Annotated in this window: 13 protein-coding genes and 1 pseudogene; 3 read left to right on the top strand and 11 right to left on the bottom strand. The window is 53.0% G+C overall.

The window, feature by feature from the left end:
• Positions 1-53 precede the first annotated feature (53 nt).
• The 6 genes from L6468_RS05705 to L6468_RS05680 form a co-directional block, all read right to left on the bottom strand.
• Positions 54-770, bottom strand: a complete 717-nt coding sequence (locus tag L6468_RS05705; protein WP_237796241.1) for a DUF5932 domain-containing protein — start codon at positions 768-770, stop codon at positions 54-56.
• Complete coding sequence (locus L6468_RS05700) at positions 743-3,889, bottom strand: ATP-binding protein (RefSeq protein ID WP_348535134.1); 3,147 nt, start codon at positions 3,887-3,889, stop codon at positions 743-745. Before L6468_RS05700 ends, L6468_RS05705 begins: the two co-directional genes overlap by 28 nt.
• Before the next feature lie 55 nt (positions 3,890-3,944).
• Positions 3,945-4,613: a bifunctional 4-hydroxy-2-oxoglutarate aldolase/2-dehydro-3-deoxy-phosphogluconate aldolase gene (locus L6468_RS05695; protein WP_091818175.1), complete on the bottom strand. Its 669-nt coding sequence runs from the start codon at positions 4,611-4,613 to the stop codon at positions 3,945-3,947.
• Between the two features lie 5 nt (positions 4,614-4,618).
• Positions 4,619-5,641, bottom strand: a complete 1,023-nt coding sequence (locus L6468_RS05690) for a sugar kinase (RefSeq protein ID WP_091818177.1) — start codon at positions 5,639-5,641, stop codon at positions 4,619-4,621.
• A 159-nt stretch (positions 5,642-5,800) separates the two neighbouring features.
• Positions 5,801-7,687: a transcription termination factor Rho gene (rho, locus tag L6468_RS05685; protein WP_091818179.1), complete on the bottom strand. Its 1,887-nt coding sequence runs from the start codon at positions 7,685-7,687 to the stop codon at positions 5,801-5,803.
• 165 nt (positions 7,688-7,852) lie between these two features.
• Positions 7,853-8,977 carry a hybrid sensor histidine kinase/response regulator gene (locus L6468_RS05680; protein ID WP_176756922.1) on the bottom strand — a complete coding sequence of 375 codons (1,125 nt, stop codon included), beginning with the start codon at positions 8,975-8,977 and terminating at the stop codon, positions 7,853-7,855.
• A gap of 167 nt (positions 8,978-9,144) precedes the next feature.
• On the opposite strand from L6468_RS05680, the gene ruvC reads away from it, so the two are divergent.
• From ruvC to L6468_RS05665, 3 genes and pseudogenes are all read left to right on the top strand, one after another.
• Positions 9,145-9,717 carry a crossover junction endodeoxyribonuclease RuvC gene (gene ruvC, locus L6468_RS05675; protein ID WP_091818183.1) on the top strand — a complete coding sequence of 191 codons (573 nt, stop codon included), beginning with the start codon at positions 9,145-9,147 and terminating at the stop codon, positions 9,715-9,717.
• A gap of 38 nt (positions 9,718-9,755) precedes the next feature.
• A pseudogene (locus tag L6468_RS05670) lies at positions 9,756-11,006 on the top strand (ATP-binding cassette domain-containing protein); the annotation flags it as partial.
• An 8-nt stretch (positions 11,007-11,014) separates the two neighbouring features.
• Entirely contained in the window at positions 11,015-11,503 is a 489-nt protein-coding gene (locus L6468_RS05665) for a hypothetical protein (protein WP_237796230.1), read from the top strand.
• A 5-nt stretch (positions 11,504-11,508) separates the two neighbouring features.
• Here L6468_RS05665 and dapA read toward each other — a convergent pair whose 3' ends face one another.
• From dapA to L6468_RS05640, 5 genes are all read right to left on the bottom strand, one after another.
• The gene (gene dapA / locus L6468_RS05660; protein WP_091818189.1) at positions 11,509-12,396 is read right to left on the bottom strand and encodes a 4-hydroxy-tetrahydrodipicolinate synthase; all 888 of its coding nucleotides are present in this window, start codon (positions 12,394-12,396) and stop codon (positions 11,509-11,511) included.
• A 109-nt stretch (positions 12,397-12,505) separates the two neighbouring features.
• Positions 12,506-13,459, bottom strand: coding sequence for an SPFH domain-containing protein (locus L6468_RS05655; RefSeq protein ID WP_091818191.1), 954 nt, complete (start codon positions 13,457-13,459; stop codon positions 12,506-12,508).
• Between the two features lie 40 nt (positions 13,460-13,499).
• A complete protein-coding gene (locus tag L6468_RS05650; RefSeq protein ID WP_091818193.1) occupies positions 13,500-13,952 on the bottom strand; it encodes an NfeD family protein in 453 nt (150 codons plus the stop codon).
• Between the two features lie 36 nt (positions 13,953-13,988).
• On the bottom strand, positions 13,989-14,651 hold the full coding sequence (locus tag L6468_RS05645) for a hypothetical protein (RefSeq protein WP_091852195.1): 663 nt from the start codon (positions 14,649-14,651) through the stop codon (positions 13,989-13,991).
• Positions 14,652-14,752: 101 nt separating this feature from the next.
• Entirely contained in the window at positions 14,753-17,599 is a 2,847-nt protein-coding gene (locus L6468_RS05640) for a M16 family metallopeptidase (RefSeq protein WP_237796227.1), read from the bottom strand.
• Positions 17,600-17,669: the final 70 nt, after the last annotated feature.

Here is a 17,669-nt window from a genome sequence, read left to right as displayed (position 1 = left end):
TAAATTATAAATTTAAAATTGTCAATTATCAATTGTCAATTATCAATTAGAAACTACTCCTCGTCCGCTTCCAGGTTGTCGATATCGATGATACGCAGTTCCATGGCACGTACCACCAGACGCGTAGCATTGACGCCACGTCCGTCGGGGAACAGCTTCTGTACCAGTTCGTTCTGACGTTTCTCCAGACTCTTCACGCCAAAAGGCATGCCGCGGAGCTGGGCTATCTGGTCCTTTGTGTAACCCAAGGCCAGATGACGGAGCAGACGCTCGTCGTACTCATCTATCTCGTAGTTGACCATCGCCTCCTGCTTCATCAGTTCAGAACCCACGCTACGCTTGAAGCGCTCCACGATTTTCTGCAGGATGGGCTGGTTGAATACCAGTTGCTTGCCATTCATCACCGCCATCACATCATTACGCGTGAGCAGTTCGCCCGTCTTCAGGATGATACCATCGGCACCTGCATCCAGCACGTCGACCCACAGTTTCTCATTGAGTATCTCGCCTGTGAAGATGAGCACGCGCACCTGCGGATGCATCTCCTTGGTCTGACGACAGAGTTCCACACCAACGGTCGTAGAGCCACCAAGACCAAGGTCGAGCAGCACCAAGTCAGGAACCTGCTGTTTCAGCAAGCGCCAGTAGGCTGCCTCGTTCTCGGCAGTACCGATGATCTCGGCCTCAGGGATATCATTCTTTACAATACCCACGGTACCCTTCAGTTCCAGGGGCACATCCTCTACGATAATGACTTTGAAGTTTTGCATATTCTTGGAAGTGTTATTAATATCTTAATGTGTTGATTTTCATCTCGTTCTGCCCGTATGCCACAAGCATGGCGGTTGGTGGCCTCGGCATGCAGGCGCACAATCTCACGACAAATCAGGAAGGGGATATTCTCCTGGCCCTGAGGCATGAAGAGGCGTCCCAACTGCTCGTCAGAGAGTTGCAGGGCCGACATCGTCACGACGGCCTTCACGTAATGGTCGTCCACAGGCATCCACTCTACAGAAAGCGTGGCCTGGCCCGACTGCTTGCGAAGGATGTCAAACAGATAGTCTATGAAGATGGCATCGCCCAGCACCTCGTGGTCCAGCGCCTTCAGGTGCATCTTCGAGTAGTCGAGCTGACGCATGGCCTGCTGACTCAGGATGCCATAGAGTTCGCGATAATACTCCGTGACCTCGATGAGCGACGCGCTGTCATCTGCATCGAGCAACTGTTGGATACGACTGGGGTAATACATTGTCTCGTGCTTCAGGGTAGAGAGCGTATTATCCAGCACGGCATTACTGATATGAAGGTTGCCCTCCTCCATCTTCAGGCGCGTCACGTCGTCGGCCATCAGTTCCAGTTGCGAGCGCCGTTCCTGCAGGATGCTGTAGCGCTTGTTGTGGAGCAACATCAGTTGCCACACCACCACAGCAATGATAGCCAGGAAGAGAGACACCAGAATGACGATAGCCACCTGCTTGTTCGTCTGCGACTGTTGCATGGTGCGACAATAGGAGTCGAGCGACGAGTCGGCAGAGAGTTCCTTGAACAACTGCGTATAGATGCGGTTGTTATACTCGTAGAGCTGCCACTCATGGAGCGCCAGGGCCGCCACGGCACTCTCGTTGCGGATATCCAGCAGTATCTGGAAGTTCACAGACACATTATCGTGGAGCCACAGGATCTCAGGCGGCGTTACCGACAGGTCGCCAATAGCCAGGAGCGTGTCGTCCACATGTTCGCCCAGACTCCTGTAATAGCGGTTCAGGCATTGGCGGCACGAATCCGCATAATCCAGCGTCAGCTGGTAGTCGCCCCTGATATTCAGGTAATAGGTGGAGTCGGCAAAGGCGCTGGCCTGCTGCAGGTCGTGGTTCTGGGCAGAGGTGATTCCCGTAAACATCAGGAGCACCAGCAGCAGCGTCATCAGTTTCTTGGGCAGACGGAAATAGAACCGGCTCCCCTTCCCTGCCTCACTCTCGGCCGCAATCATGCTGACGGAGAATATCTGACTCAGTTTGCGGTATTTCTCGATGATACCCTTGCAGTTGATGAGTCCGAAGCCGTGACCCTTCTCGGCCGGACGCCTGTCGCTGTCGACAATCACCTTATGGTCGAAGACATGGGCCAACTGTTCCTCGTCCATGCCCTGACCCGTATCGGCCACCGATATCTCCACATAGCGGTCAGCATCCGTGGCATAGACAGAGACGCGTCCGCCCTGAGGCGTGAACTTACGGGCATTGTCGGCCAGGGTGTTCAACATAAAGAGCGTCAGCACCTTGTCGGCCTTCACCATCAGCGTGGTGGGCTGGATATCCAGCGTGATACCTTTCAGGTTGAAGCTCCTGCTGCCCCTTGCCAACATGTCGAAGAGTTCCTGCAAGGGGAAGGTCTCGATATGGACGCTCAGTTCACCCTTGCGCAACTGTATCCAATGTGTCAGTATATCGTTCTGCATATTGACATTATCCGTCAGTTCGCGGATATAGTCGATACGCTCCAACTTATTCTTGTCATTCAGGCAACGCTCCTCATGAATCATGCGGTCGATAAAGGGCGTGATACCATTCACCAGCGACATCTTCGCCAGTTGCTCCACATAGAGCCGCTTGCCCTGCATGATGTGGAGGTTGGTCAGTTCCAACTGTTCCGTAAGTTCCTCCTCACGCTCATCCAGCGTCTCATCATGCTGACTGTTGAGCGTCTTCTTACGGAAATAATAGAACAGCAGGATGACCACGATGAAAAGCACCATGGCGATAACCACGGCGATGAGCAGCACGTTCAACTGACCAAGCGACTGCTCCAGCTGGTTGGCACGTGCCTCCAGCCACTGGTCCTGACGCGTACGTTCCTGCAGGTCCAGGTAAGCATTACGGTTATAGTCGCTCGACGCCTTGTCGTCAATAGCGGAATAAGCCACGCAGAGCTGTTCGCGGATACTGGCCACGAGGTCGGGCGCCTGATAAATCAGCGTATCACTCAGCGCCTTCTCCAGGTTCACGAGCGCCCCGTCGTAGTCCTCCTGACGCATACAACAGGTAGCCAGGGTACGATAGGCACCCGCTATCTGATAGGTATCGCCGTAGTCCGTGAAGATGGCCAGCGCATGATCAGCCAGCCAGAGCGGCAGCAGCTCGTCGGCCACGCCCTCAGGATTCAGGAACTTCATAGCCGGCTGGTTGTCGGCCATCAGTTGCTCGCGATATTCCTCCACACTCAGGTGTTCTGCCAGCGCCTCCAGCGAGTTTGCCACGAAATAAGGACAGTCCACCTGGCGCGACAACAGGTAGCAACGCATCAGGTGGTCAAACTCCGACTGGTTGATTTCCTGTTGGGTGCCCTGTGTGATGATGCCACCTGCACCCACGTTATAAAGATAGTTCAGATACTGCGCCGTATCCGTCTCCACATCAGGGCGGATACTCTCCATCGCCTCTACCGACTGACGTTCCAGTCCGACGTAATAATAATAGGTAGAGTTGACGATGGCAAACTCCGTCTCAGCATAGAGCAGACGCTTCAACTGGCGCTCGGACAGATAATGACGCTCCTCGTCGATACGTTGCAAGGCACGCTGGGCCTGTTCCCTGCAGTCATAGAACTCCCTGTTCAACGACTGGCGCTGACAGAGACGCATCTGCTGCACGTAGGCCACGAAACGCTCCAGCTGGTTGTCCGTAAACAGCAACACACTATCCAGTCGCAACCTTGCGTCTGCATAGTGCATCTTCACCATATCCACGAAAGCCAAGTGATTGAGGGCCTCTGCCTTTCCGTCAACATATCCCTCCCGGTTGGCCAGGTTAAATGCCTGCTGGGCATAGTGCGCCGCAGAATCCACCTGACGGAAATGATAGGCATACGATAAAGAATTCAGCTTGTCCACCGCTTGCCTATCGGACGGTGAACAAGCTGAAAGAAGTAATATGGGGATGATCAGCTTAAGCGCGTGCCTTAGCCACATAACCAAGTGCCTCCTTGCACTTGTCGGTTACATACTGCCAGTCGCCAGCCTTCACCTTGTCGCTTGGGAAGAGCTTAGAACCCATGCCCACGCAGAACACGCCAGCCTTGAACCACTTCGTGAGGTTCTCCTCTTCAGGAGCCACGCCACCAGTAACCATAATCTTTGACCAAGGCATAGGAGCCTTCAGACCCTTCACCATGTTAGGACCAACCACGTCGCCAGGGAACACCTTGGTGAGGTCGCAGCCCAGTTCCTGAGCCTTACCAATCTCGCTGACTGTCATACAGCCAGGGCAGTAAGGAACCAGACGACGGTTGCAGACAGGTGCAATCTCGGGGTTGAACAGAGGACCTACCACGAAGCAGGCACCCAACTGGAGGTACATGGCTGCTGTGGGAGCGTCGACTACAGAACCGATACCCAGAGCCAACTCAGGACATTCCTTATCAGCCCATTTCACCAGTTCACCGAATACCTCCTGAGCGAAGTCGCCGCGATTGGTAAACTCGAAAGCACGAACGCCACCCTCGTAGCAAGCCTTCACTACATTCTTACAGGTCTCAAGGTCCTTGTTATAGAACACAGGCACCATACCTGTGTCGCCAATCTTCTTCAGGACAGCTATCTTATCAAATTTTGCCATAATTCTTATCTTTGTACACGTCCATTAGCATTACCGCCAGCCAGAGCCTCTACCTCGTCAACACTTACCAGGTTGAAGTCACCATTGATAGTGTGCTTCAGTGCTGATGCAGCCACAGCAAACTCCAGAGCCTCGCCCTGAGTCTTCTTGGTCAGCAGACCGTGAATCAGGCCACCAGAGAAAGAGTCACCACCACCTACGCGGTCGATGATAGGATTAATCTCGTAGCGCTTTGACTGATAGAACTCCTTACCGTCATAGATCAGGGCCTTCCAGCCATTGAAGGTAGCGCTGTAGCTCTCACGCAGGGTAGAAACCACATACTTGAAGCCAAACTCCTGCATCATCTGCTTGAAGATACCCTCGTAGCCGGCAGCATCTGTCTGACCACCCTCTACGTCGGCATCGGGCTTGAAACCAAGGCAGAGCTCAGCATCCTCCTCGTTGCCGATACACACATCGACATACTTCATCAAAGGACGCATGATAGAGATAGCTTTCTCGCTGGTCCACAGCTTCTTACGGAAGTTCAGATCAACTGATACTGTAACGCCGTGACGCTTGGCGGCCTCACAAGCCAGCTTGGTCAGTTCGGCAGCCTTATCGCTGATGGCAGGTGTGATACCACTCCAATGGAACCAAGCAGCACCTTCCATAATCTTATCGAAATCGAAGTCAGAGGGATCAGCCTCTGCGATAGAAGAATGAGCACGGTCGTAGATCACCTTTGAAGGACGCATTGAAGCACCTGTCTCAGCATAGTACAGACCTACACGGTCGCCACCGCGAGCTACAAACTCAGTATTAACGCCATAACGACGCAGCGCATTGACTGCGATCTGGCCGATTTCGTGTTTGGGAAGTTTCGAAACAAAATATGCCTCATGGCCATAGTTTGCTACAGAAATAGCGACGTTAGCCTCACCACCGCCAGGGATGATGCGGAATGATTCGCTCTGAATAAAACGGTCGTTGCCTTGAGGCGACAGGCGGAGCATAATCTCACCCAATGTTACGATCTTTGCCATTGTCTTTTGTTTTTAAGTGTTTATATATTTAATATTTTTTTCTTTGCAGCGACAAATTTACAACTATTTTCTGAAACGGCGAAACATTTCCAGTAAAAAGTGCAAAAAAAGCCGCAGAACGGGGACGTCTGCGACTCTTTTTATCTGAAAATCCATGAATTAGCCATTCATTGACATGAGGAACTCCTCGTTGTTGCGACTCTGCACCAGACGGTCGCGAACGGTATTCATCGCCTCGATAGGATTCATCTCGGCAATGAACTTGCGGATAATCCACATGCGGTTGAGTGTGGTAGGATCCTGCAGCAGGTCATCACGACGAGTAGACGACTGTACGAGGTTGAGGGCTGGGAACACACGCTTGTTGGACAGCATGCGATCCAACTGGATTTCTGAGTTACCCGTACCCTTGAACTCCTCGAAGATCACCTCGTCCATCTTTGAACCGGTATCTACCAGGGCTGTAGCGATAATGGTGAGCGAACCACCGCCCTCGATATTACGGGCAGCACCGAAGAAGCGCTTAGGCTTCTGCAGGGCATTGGCGTCCACACCACCCGTCAGCACCTTACCGCTGGCAGGCGATACCGTGTTGTAGGCACGAGCCAGACGAGTGATAGAATCCAGGAAGATGACCACGTCATGTCCGCACTCCACCATACGCTTAGCCTTCTCGAGCACGATACCTGCAATCTTCACGTGACGGTCGGCAGGCTCGTCGAAGGTAGAGGCAATCACCTCAGCGTTGACCGTACGGCTCATATCCGTCACCTCCTCAGGACGCTCGTCGATGAGCAGCATCATGATATAAGCCTCAGGATGGTTGGCAGCAATGGCGTTGGCAATATCCTTCATCAGGATGGTCTTACCGGTCTTGGGCTGAGCCACAATCAGCGCACGCTGACCCTTACCGATTGGTGAGAACAGGTCGACGATACGTGTAGAAGGATTGGTGGTAGCAGGATTGCCGCACAGGTTGAACTTCTCCTCAGGGAAGAGCGGCGTGAGATGTTCGAACGACACGCGGTCGCGCACCTCAGAAGGCTCACGTCCATTGATAGCCTTCACACTTGACAGGGCGAAGTATTTCTCGTTATCGTGAGGCGGACGAACGGTGCAGTCAACCACGTCACCCGTCTTCAGGCCATATTTCTTGATCTGCTGGGGAGATACGTAGATATCATCGGGCGACGACAGATAGTTGTAGTCGCTTGAACGCAGGAAGCCATAGCCGTCCTGCAACAGCTCCAGCACACCATTACCCTCAATCAGGTCGCCAAAGTCATAATTGGCGGTTGATGACGGTGCCTGAGATACAGGCTGGAATACGGGCTCTGCCTGATTAGCCATAGGACGGTCGAAGATATCGAGCGTGGGGATAGCGGCCTGGTCCTCGATAGGCAGGTCTACAACGGTAATGAAATCAGTACCGTCGCCAGGGTCACCCTCCCAGTAGTTGCCGGCATTGTCAAACTGCTCCTGAGGCATATTCACCTCCTCACGACGCTTTGACATCTTTTCCTGCAGGTGCTCCAGCAGTTCAGGGTCAGGAGCCTCGGTCTGCATATCCTCGGCAGCCTCGGGCACTACGGCTTCTGCTACTGGCTGCTCCTCTGCGGGCTGCTCCTCTGCAACAGGTGCCTGGGCGGCTTCTTCCTCAGCCTGTTCGGCCTTGGTCTTCCTGCCACGCTTCTTGGGAGCAGGCTTGGCCTCCTCTGCAGGCTTTTCTTCGGCCTCTGCCTTCACAGGGGCGTCACTAAACAGCGACGGAGCTTCTGCCTTTTTCCTCTTTCCCTTGGTATCCAGGTTCTCACCATCGTCACCTTTCACGGTGTAGACCTTATCTGTATCTTTCTTGGCAATACGTGTGCGCTTACGCTTTGAGGGCGAAGCATCTTCGGCTGCGACATCGATGGCAGCCTTGTCCAGAATGTCATAAATAACGGTTTCCAAAGAGTCGTTCTGCGACACTTTGATTCCCAGTTTGCTGGCAACTTCCATCAATTCAGGAACTGCCATACTTTCAAGTTGTTCTTTGGTATACATATAGTATTGATACGTTAAACGTATGTTTTGACTAAAAATTGGAGATTTTGTGATGTAAGAAACGCTTCACGAAAAGAAACGTTATACTGAAATCGAATGCAAAGGTAGTCATTTTTTTTGTAACTGCAAAGAAAATGACTACCTTTTTTTTATTGTGTTATCTTTTTACTTCTTCAGAGGTACCAGGACGCTGAACGTAGATCCTTCGCCAAGTACTGATTCTACCGTACAGCTACCGCCATTCTTCGTGGCAAAGTCCTGACAGAGCTGCAAGCCCAGGCCAGAGCCTTCCTCGCCGCCTGTGCCGTAGGTCGTCTCACCTTTATTAAATATAGAACTCAGACGCTCAGGGGCAATACCCACGCCGTGGTCACGCACGCTCACCTTGGCATAATCGCCCTCTGTGCTGAGGATGATATCGATGCTGCCATTCTCGGGGGTGAACTTGATGGCGTTCGACATGAAGTTGCGCACCACCGTCTTCAGCATGTCATTATCGGCCGTAACGATGACCGACGAAGCGCTGGTCTGATAATTCAGCTTGATATGCTTGTTCTGTGCAATCATCTCAAAGATATCCACCACGCCAGGGATGATATCGTTCAGGTCCAGGTCCTGACGCACCACCGTGAGACGGCCCGTCTGGCTCTTGGTCCATTTCAGCAGGTTATCCAGCAGGTCGTGCACATCCTCCGACTCCTTGTTGGCCTTATCCAGCAGGTCGTACATCTCCTGCCCGATCAGCTCAGGCGATGCAGAAGCCGCCACCAGGTTGAGCACCATGCGGATGCTGGCCATAGGCGAACGCAGGTCGTGGGCAATCACAGAGTACATCTTGTCGCGGTTGCCGATGGTGGCACGCAACTCAGCATTCTGGCGCTCGATGATACGCGTAGCAGCCACGAGCTTAATCTGGTGGAACACACGTACCACCAGTTCCTCCTTGTTAAACGGCTTCGTCAGGAAGTCGTTGGCACCTACCTGGAAACCATGCACCAAGTCGCTTGGGTTATTCAGGGCGGTCAGGAATATAATGGGGATATGTGCTGTCTCAGGGTCTTTCTTCAGGATCTGTGCAGCGTCGAAACCCGTGATATCAGGCATCATCACGTCAAGCAGGATCAGGTCAGGTTTCTCTGCCTTGGCCTGCTCGATGGCCATATTACCACAGTTCGCCGTACAAACCTGATATTTCTCGTTTGTAAGGAGAATTTTCAATAGCAGGACGTTGCTGACAACATCGTCCACTATCAATATTTTATAGTCACCTTTATTAATTTGTGACTCGATTATTTCAGATTCTACCATAATATGGGCCTATGGCGTTAAATTATTACGACTGCAAAATTACGTAAATAATTTGATTTTGCAAATATTTGGGATATAAATTTTCTATTTTCTGTTAAATTTCATATAATCCTATCCGTTCTATCCTTGAAAAACGTTACCTTTGTAGCATGAAAGAGAAAGTGATACTGGGCATCGACCCAGGTACAAATATCATGGGTTACGGCATCCTGCGCGTCGTCGACGGCAAGGCCGAGATGGTGACAATGGGCATCATTGACCTGCGTAAATTTGAGGACGCCTATCTGAAGCTGGGCCATATCTTCGAACGGGTCACGGGTATTATCGAGGCCTACCTGCCCGATGAACTGGCTATCGAGGCGCCCTTCTTTGGTAAGAATGTCCAATCCATGCTGAAACTGGGACGTGCGCAGGGTGTGGCTATTGCCGCCGCTATCCGCCGCAGCGTGCCCATCCACGAATATGCCCCTATGAAAATCAAGATGGCGCTCACGGGCAATGGCTCGGCTTCCAAGGAACAGGTGGCCGGCATGCTGCAGCGCCTGCTCCATATCCCTACCGAGGAGATGGGCCGCTTCATGGATGCTACCGACGCCCTTGCAGCCGCCTACTGCCATTTCCTGCAGATGGGCCGTCCTGATACGGATGCGCCCCATTATCGCGGATGGAAGGATTTTGTGAACAAGAATCAGGATAAAGTATGGAAAGCCAGAAAATCATAGCTATCGTAGGCAGCAACGGCAGTGGCAAGACGAAGTATGTGGACCAGCTCCGCAAGGACCTGTCGAGCAGTAAGGTGCGCTATATCGCCTTCTGCGACACCTACGGCACAGCCACCGACCGCGCCTATTACCTGCAACTGCGCTGGAACCAGCATGATATCGACAAGGAGACGCCCTGTGTGGGTGAGATGATTCAGCGTGCCTACGACATGCTGGGCGACGACACGCCCGAGCGCCGTCAGTTGCTGCAGGACCTCATCAGCCTGTTTGAGTTTGAGCCCCTGCTCGACAAATACACCATCTCCCTGAGTAGTGGCGAACTGCGCAAGTTCCAGCTCATCAAGACGCTCCTTGCACAGCCTGGCATCCTGATACTCGACAATCCCTTTATCGGTCTTGACGCCCAGACACGCGAGCAGCTCAACCAACTGTTTCCTGTCCTGGTGCATCAGCAGCACATGACCATCTATCTCGTGGTGGCCAGGAAGGAAAATGTACCCGCGTATGTGGACGACATCATCTGGATCACGCCGCAGGAGGAGTTCCTTGCCCCACTCCACCATCTTGACGGTGCACGCCGTGAGGCTATCCGCACGCTTCACCAGGAGCAGCAGGCCACGGCCGGCGAGGTGGTGAGCTTCCACGATGTCAGCATCCGCTATGGCGAACGTACCATCCTCAAGGATGTCAACTGGACCATCCGCGAAGGCGAATGTTGGGCGCTGTCAGGCCAGAACGGCAGTGGCAAGTCTACCCTACTCTCGCTGATATGTGCCGACAATCCTCAGGCCTACGCCTGCGATATCCGTCTGTTTGGCAAACAGCGAGGCAGTGGCGAGACCATCTGGGACATCAAGCGCCGCATCGGTTATGTGTCGCCCGAGATGCACCGTTCCTACCAGCATAACATCCCAGCCATCCAGGTGGTGGCCAGCGGACTGAAGGATACGGTGGGACTCTATACGCGTACCAACGAGGCCGAGCGCGAACAGTGCAGGTGGTGGATGCGTATCTTTGGTATCGACGCGATGGAACAGCGCCCGTTCCTGCAGCTTTCCAGCGGCGAACAGCGCCTGGTGCTCCTGGCACGTGCCTTCGTCAAGGCGCCCCAGCTGCTGATTCTCGACGAACCCCTTCACGGGCTCGACAGTCAGAACCGCCAACTGGTGAAGGATATCATCCAGACCTATAGCGAGCTGCCAGGCAAGACGCTCATCATGGTGACCCACTATGAAGAGGAACTGCCTGAATGCTTTACACTGAGAAAACAACTCATCAAACAACAATAGATTTCAAAATGAAAAAATTTTTTCTTTCAGCACTTTTCCTCCTGAGCCTCTCACAGACCCTTTCCGCCCAGGAGATATATGCAGAGATCCGTCGCTCGGCCCAGGCCAAGGTCAGCGATACCAGTGCCGATATGCTGGTGCGCCAGTTCAGTATGTTCAAACTGGAGGCGCTCAACTATCTGGCTATCAAGATGAAGGAGGAGTTTCCCGACTCTACGGCCGAGTTGCTCGACAAGGAGGCACTCTCGCTGAATGTCTTCATCACCAACTACACCCGTTCGCTCGTTGAGAGTCGCACCATGCCTGCCAATCACCAGAAGAAGATTATCAGGGCCTACATGGACGCCAGCTATTCCAACCCACTGTTCAATGATAACGACACGGAGATGGTGCTGGCCTATTTCAACGATGCCAACAGTCTGACACGCTTTTCACTCGACACCGATTGGCGCCGAGCCGTACTGGCCGCAAAGGCAGCCTTGGAAAAGATCAAATAAGAGAATTAAATCTTCAGCTCACGCAGCAGTTCGCTCATTCTTTGCAGCGTACTGATTCGCGTGGGCACCAGGGGCAGACGCAGCACATTCTCGATGAAACCCATCTCGTGGAGCATGGCCTTCACCCCAGCGGGGTTGCCGTCGACGAAGAGCAGTGAGAACAGGTCCGTGAAGCGATGGTGAATCTTGCGGGCAGGGTCGTACTCGCCGCGCATCTGCAGGCGAATCATCTTCGAGAACTCCTTGGGCAGCGCATTGCCGATGACGGAGATGACACCCACCGCACCACATGATACCATGGGGAATGTCAGCGAGTCGTCGCCAGAGATGACGTCAAAGTCGGCTGGCTTATTCTTGATAATCTCGTCTACCTGCTCCAGGTTACCGCTGGCCTCCTTGATAGCCACGATATTCTGGCAGTCGCGCGCCAGACGCACCGTTGTCTCTGCCTTCAGGTTCACGCCTGTACGTCCAGGTACATTATATAATACCACGGGCAACTGTGTAGCGGCAGCGATAGCCTTGAAGTGCTGATAGAGTCCTTCCTGCGAGGGTTTGTTGTAGTAAGGACATACGCTCAGTATACCGTCAATACCTTTAAAGTCGCCGTTTTTCAGCTCCTCCACCACAGCAGCCGTATTGTTTCCGCCACAGCCCATCAGGATGGGCACACGTGCCTGCACCTTATCGACCACCAAGTCCTTGATACGCTTCTTCTCATCAGCGGTCAGGGTTGGAGTCTCACCAGTTGTAGCAAGAATACAGAAAAAATCAGCGCCGTTGTCCAGTTGATACTCTACCAGTCGAAGCAAGGCTTCGTAGTCTACCGAGCCATCCTGTTTGAAGGGGGTTACGAGTGCGATACCCAGTCCCTTAAAAATATTGTATACCATACGTATGCAGTCTAATTTGGCTGCAAAGTTACTAAAAAAGTAACGAAATGCAAAAGAAAAAGCGTATTTCTTTTACATTTCGTTCATTTATTCGTTCAATATTCAATATTTATTCACTCTTGAACAAATCCTTGATACCGCCGATGCTGCCCATCAGGTTGGTAGCCTCGTAAGGCAGGTATACGGTCTTGGTCTTGTCGCCCTGGGCCAACTGCTCCAGCATCTGGATATATTTCTGGGCCAGCAGGTAGTTGGCGGGGTTGCTGCTCTTGCCCACGGCCTCAGTAATCAGCGCGATGGCCTGTGCCTCGGCCTCAGCCTTGCGGATACGTGCCTGTGCCTCACCCTCGGCCGTCAGGATAGCCTGCTGCTTGGCAGCCTCAGCACGGTTGATGGTAGCCGTCTTCTCACCCTCGGAAGCCAGGATCTCGGCAGCCTTCTCACCCTCAGAGGTCAGGATCTGCGCACGCTTGTTACGCTCGGCCTGCATCTGCTTCTCCATGGCATTCAGCACAGATGATGGCGGTGTGATATCCTGCAGTTCTACGCGGTTCACCTTCACGCCCCACTTATCCGTGGCGTCGTCCAGTACGGCGCGCAACTTCGTATTAATGGTATCGCGCGATGTCAGCGTCTCGTCCAGCTCCAGTTCACCGATGATATTACGCAGCGTGGTCTGTGTCAGTTTCTCGATAGCGTTGGGCAGGTTGTTGATCTCGTAGGTAGCCTTGAAGGGGTCCATGATCTGGAAATACAGCAGCGCGTTGATTTCCATCTGGATATTATCCTTCGTAATCACGTTCTGCTTAGGGAAGTCGTACACCTGTTCACGCAGGTCGATATTGTTGGAATAGACATAGCGACCGTATTTCAGCACCACCACGTTCTTGGCCTTGTCGATAAACGGGATAATCAGGTTGATACCAGGCTTCAGCGTAGCATGATAACGTCCCAGTCGCTCAATAATCTTGGTCTCCGACTGTGGGATAATGACCAGCGCCATCTTCACAATGATAACAGCCACAATGGCAATGGCAATGAGGAAATAGAAAAATAAATCCATACGTTTTAGTTATTAAAGAGTTTATAATTAATTGATGATTTTAATCCGTCAACAGTTCCACGGTGACGATGGTGCTCTCGCGGCTCACGATCCTGACGCGTGTACCGGCAGCTATCTCCTCGTCGTTGACAGCCACGGCCCTCCACTGGTCACCATCGATGGCCACATAGCCGAAACCGCCTGCTGGGATGGTCTCACTGACGCGTCCCTTGCGGCCCAACAGCGCATCGGCATTGCTCACGCACTTGCTGTCGTTGCGATGCAGGTAGCGCAGCACGAAGGGGCGCACCTGAAACAGACTGACCAGCGTGACCAGCGCAAAGACGCCAATCTGCCAGTATATATTGGCGAAGGGTGCCGTGATGGCAGCTCCTGCCGCACCGATGGCAATACACATGAGGAAGAAGTCGCCCGATGTCAACTCAAGTATCAGGCCCAAGACGGCTATTACAGCCCATATTTGCCACATATTGGCCAACAGATAATCGATCATAGCTTTATTGTTTTAATGATTATACCTTATTCTATATTATATCGACAGCAGGAAATCGTCCCAGTCCTTGGCCGATCCCTTCTTGCCAAACACTTTCTGATAGAGCCGGCTCCTGCTGGTAGAGACGCTCTCCTTGGAATGGGCCGTGAGCAGCGCTATATCCTTGGGCAGGACGTGGATCTTCACCAGCAGACACACATGGTAGTCGTAGGTGGTGAGCTTGTAGAGGCTGTACAACTTCTCCGAGAAGCCAGTGTAGACGCTGTCTACCAACATGGCCAACTGCTGCCAGTCTTCCTCGCCCATGCTCCGGCCTTCTGCTGCCAGCCGCTGTATCCTCAGATACACCTCCGAACGGAAGATGTCGCCCTCGGCCCTTTCGCGCTTCTCGCTCTCAATGCGGGCCATCGTGTTGGCATAGTCCAACTTGGCTTTCTTCTCCTCCAGTTCCAGGCGGAGCAGCGAGTTCTCGGAGCCCAACTTCTGTATCAGTCTTTCCAGCTCCTCTATCTTCTGGCGGTTGGCCTCCACATCGGCCACCTCCTGCATGGCGCGTACCTTGTCTAAACGCTCCTGCAAAGAGAGCACCTTGCGACGGCTGTTCTGCCAGGTCACTACAAACAGCGCCATGTAGGTCAGTGCACCTATTATCAATAGGAACAACTCGCGCTGTGTGAGTATCATCAACATCTGATTCATGTCGCAAAGGTACATGAAAAAAGCGAACTATCCAAACATTTTCGTTTGCAATAGTTCGCAATTGTATTTTCAGTTTGCAAAAATTTGCACAAGTGCCTGTTTTACTCGCTTGTCAGGTAGCCCACGTGCAGGTTGCCCTTCTTGAGCAACTGCTTCACAAAGGCTTTCAGCGACTTCGGCGTCACCTGTCGGATATAGGTCAGGTCGCCCTGATTCACCACGATGCCGTTGAGTTCCTGCGTCAGGTAGTCACGACGCCTGGTGTACTCATTGCCTTTGTAGGCGTCCTGCACCTTCTCGCGCGACTTGACATAGCTGTCTATCATGTCCTGCGTAATCAGGTTGCCCTCGGCCATGTCCCTGACAATGCTCTTCACGTCCTCAGCTATACGTTCGCGCTGGGTGGGGTCGCAGGCATAACTGATGACATACCTCATCTTGGGCACGGGCAGCAGGGCATCCTCCATCTGGATCTGTGGGGTGTAAACATCACTGTGCTGCACGCGCAGGGTCTGGAACAGCTGGTTGGCCAGCACGCTCTTCAGCACCTCATTATGGGCATGGGTCTGCTGGGTGTACTTGTAGCCTTTCTCCCAGGTGTAGAACAGGAACGTCTGACAAATGGGCGCTGGGGTCTCTATCTTCTCCGTCATCACGCTGTTCTCCGTCTTGTAGTGGTCCGACGGCCACACCGTCCGCTTCACGCGCTCCGGCTTCGATGGCAGGGCACCTACGTACTTCAGTATCAGGGGCATGATGCTGTCGGTGTCATACTCGCCCTGCACCACCATCACTGCTCCGTTGAAATTAGAGAAGTATTCGCGGACTACCTCACGGAAGTGGCCGATGTCGTAGTTGGCTATCGTCTCGGCCGATGGCGTCACCTGTCGCCTGGTGTCCTTCAAAATCATCATTCCCACTTTCAGGGCCGACTGTGCCAATGGGGTCGACAGGTTCGCCACTGACGTCTGCAACTTCTGTTTCTGTTCGGCAAACTCCACGGAGTCTATCTCGTCCGTGGTCAGCGACTTGTAGAGCATCTTCAGCGTACACTCCACCCTGTCCAGGTTCAGGCTGTCACCTGGTTCCCACTTGGCCATATGGTCATAAGTATCATCAAATGCCTCAACAACAACGTTCGAGTACCCGTTAAAGCAACTGTATTTTCTCAGGCAACTGCCCAGCATGTCGTGGAAGTTGATGTCGTCATCGGCCAACATGCTATAGCCCTGCGGACGACGGAGCATGAAGTTCACCAGATGATGCTCCGTCTTCTGCTTCATCAACACTACCTTCACGCCATTCGACAGCAACACCTCGCTGATGCTGTCGTTGAGCACCTTTTTCTTGACAACGGTACCTGGAACTGTTGGGATGTCGAGACTGTCCACATTGATTCTGTCCAGCTTCTTCTGCTGTACCGCCTCTATCTCGGCCAACTCCTCATCGCTCATCTGTTTCACGCGCTGGCATACGGCCTCCACCTCCTCGCGCCCAGGCATCATGGCGCTGTCGGGCAGCATCACGCCTATCATCATGTTGCGTCCGCTGGTCATCCTGCAGAATTCCTCGCGCAGTTCGTCGGCGGTGATGGTATTCCTCAGGTGACGGTCCACCAGATGCCGTTCCATATCGGGTATGATGGCGTCGCCGTTGAAGAAATGGGCCAGGCATTTCTCCACATGCTGTGTACTGCCCAGACTGTTGGGGTGTTTTGCGTAGACCGTGTCCACAAAGACGATGGCTGTAGAGTCGGCATTGTAGTCCGGCCAGATATAGTTTTTCCGCTGTTTCCAGTAGTCGTCACCAAATCCCTTCCGACGTATCAGTTCCACCTGCATGGCCAGCAACTCCAACGTGTGTCGCCACTGGTCCTGGGGTGCCGACAGGTTGAGCACCCACAACTTATCGCTGAGGTCGGCCACATTCACCGACATCACGCTACCGTCTATCAGTTCAGGATATTTCGCCCTCAGACTCTTCAGCTTCATCTCCATCGCCATCCTGATTTCATCACGCACCACGTCCGTCTTCATGCTTCCCACGGTATGGTGCTTCGCCGTATCCCCAGCCAACCTCAGCAGATAGCAAAGAGAGGCGAAGGGCTGCTGCTTTTCAGTATACAGCAGATACTTGGTCTCGCTGTCAGGGATGGCGGGCACCGCAGGTGACACCGTCTTGCCCCGCTTTCTGTCGCCAAACATCTTCTTCACCTTCATCACCATCTCATCTGCATCAAAATCGCCCACCAGCACCACGGCCTGGTTCTGAGGCTGGTACCAGCGGTCGTAGAAGTTGCGCACCAACTGCTGCGTACAGTTCTTCACGATGTCCATATCGCCGATGGGAGAACGTCGGGCATAGATGGAGTTATTGTAGAAGTCGTTCTGCAACTGCCGTACAAACGAGGGCATCATCCTGGTGCGCCGTTCCTCCACAATCACGTTGTGCTCGCTCTCCACGTCCTTGGCGGCAATCGTGGCATCGCCGGCCCAGTCGCGCAGCAGCAACAGACAGGAGTCCATCAGCACCGCGTCGTCCACGGGAATCCCATTCAACTGGTAGCGCACCGTCGTAAAGCCCGTGAAGGCGTTGGTGTCGTGGCCAAACTGGAGTCCGTGGCGCTGAGTAAATTGAAAGATGCTGCCAGGGAAATGCTTTGTGCCCTTAAACTGCATATGCTCCACGAAGTGGGCTATGCCTCGCTCGTTGTCCTGCTCCACCACAGACCCCGCTTTCACCAGCAGGTAGAAATACGCCAGTTTCTTCGGACTGTCGTTCTTGCGCACATAATACGTCAGTCCGTTGTCCAGCACCCCCCGTCGCACCATCGTGTCCTCAGGAATCGCCTGTTTGTCAATCATCTCCAGATTCAGGCTTTCCCTTTTCTGTGAGAAAGCCCCAGTGCTGCACATCGTCAGCAGTACGGTCAGTAATATCAGTTTCATTTTTTACTTACGGTTGATTTCGTTTTGCAAAGGTACATGAAAAAAGCGAACTATCCAAACATTTTCGTTT

The sequence above is a fragment of the Prevotella communis genome, assembly GCF_022024115.1.
GTDB lineage: Bacteria > Bacteroidota > Bacteroidia > Bacteroidales > Bacteroidaceae > Prevotella > Prevotella communis.
This window is presented reverse-complemented; position numbering and strand designations above follow the sequence as displayed.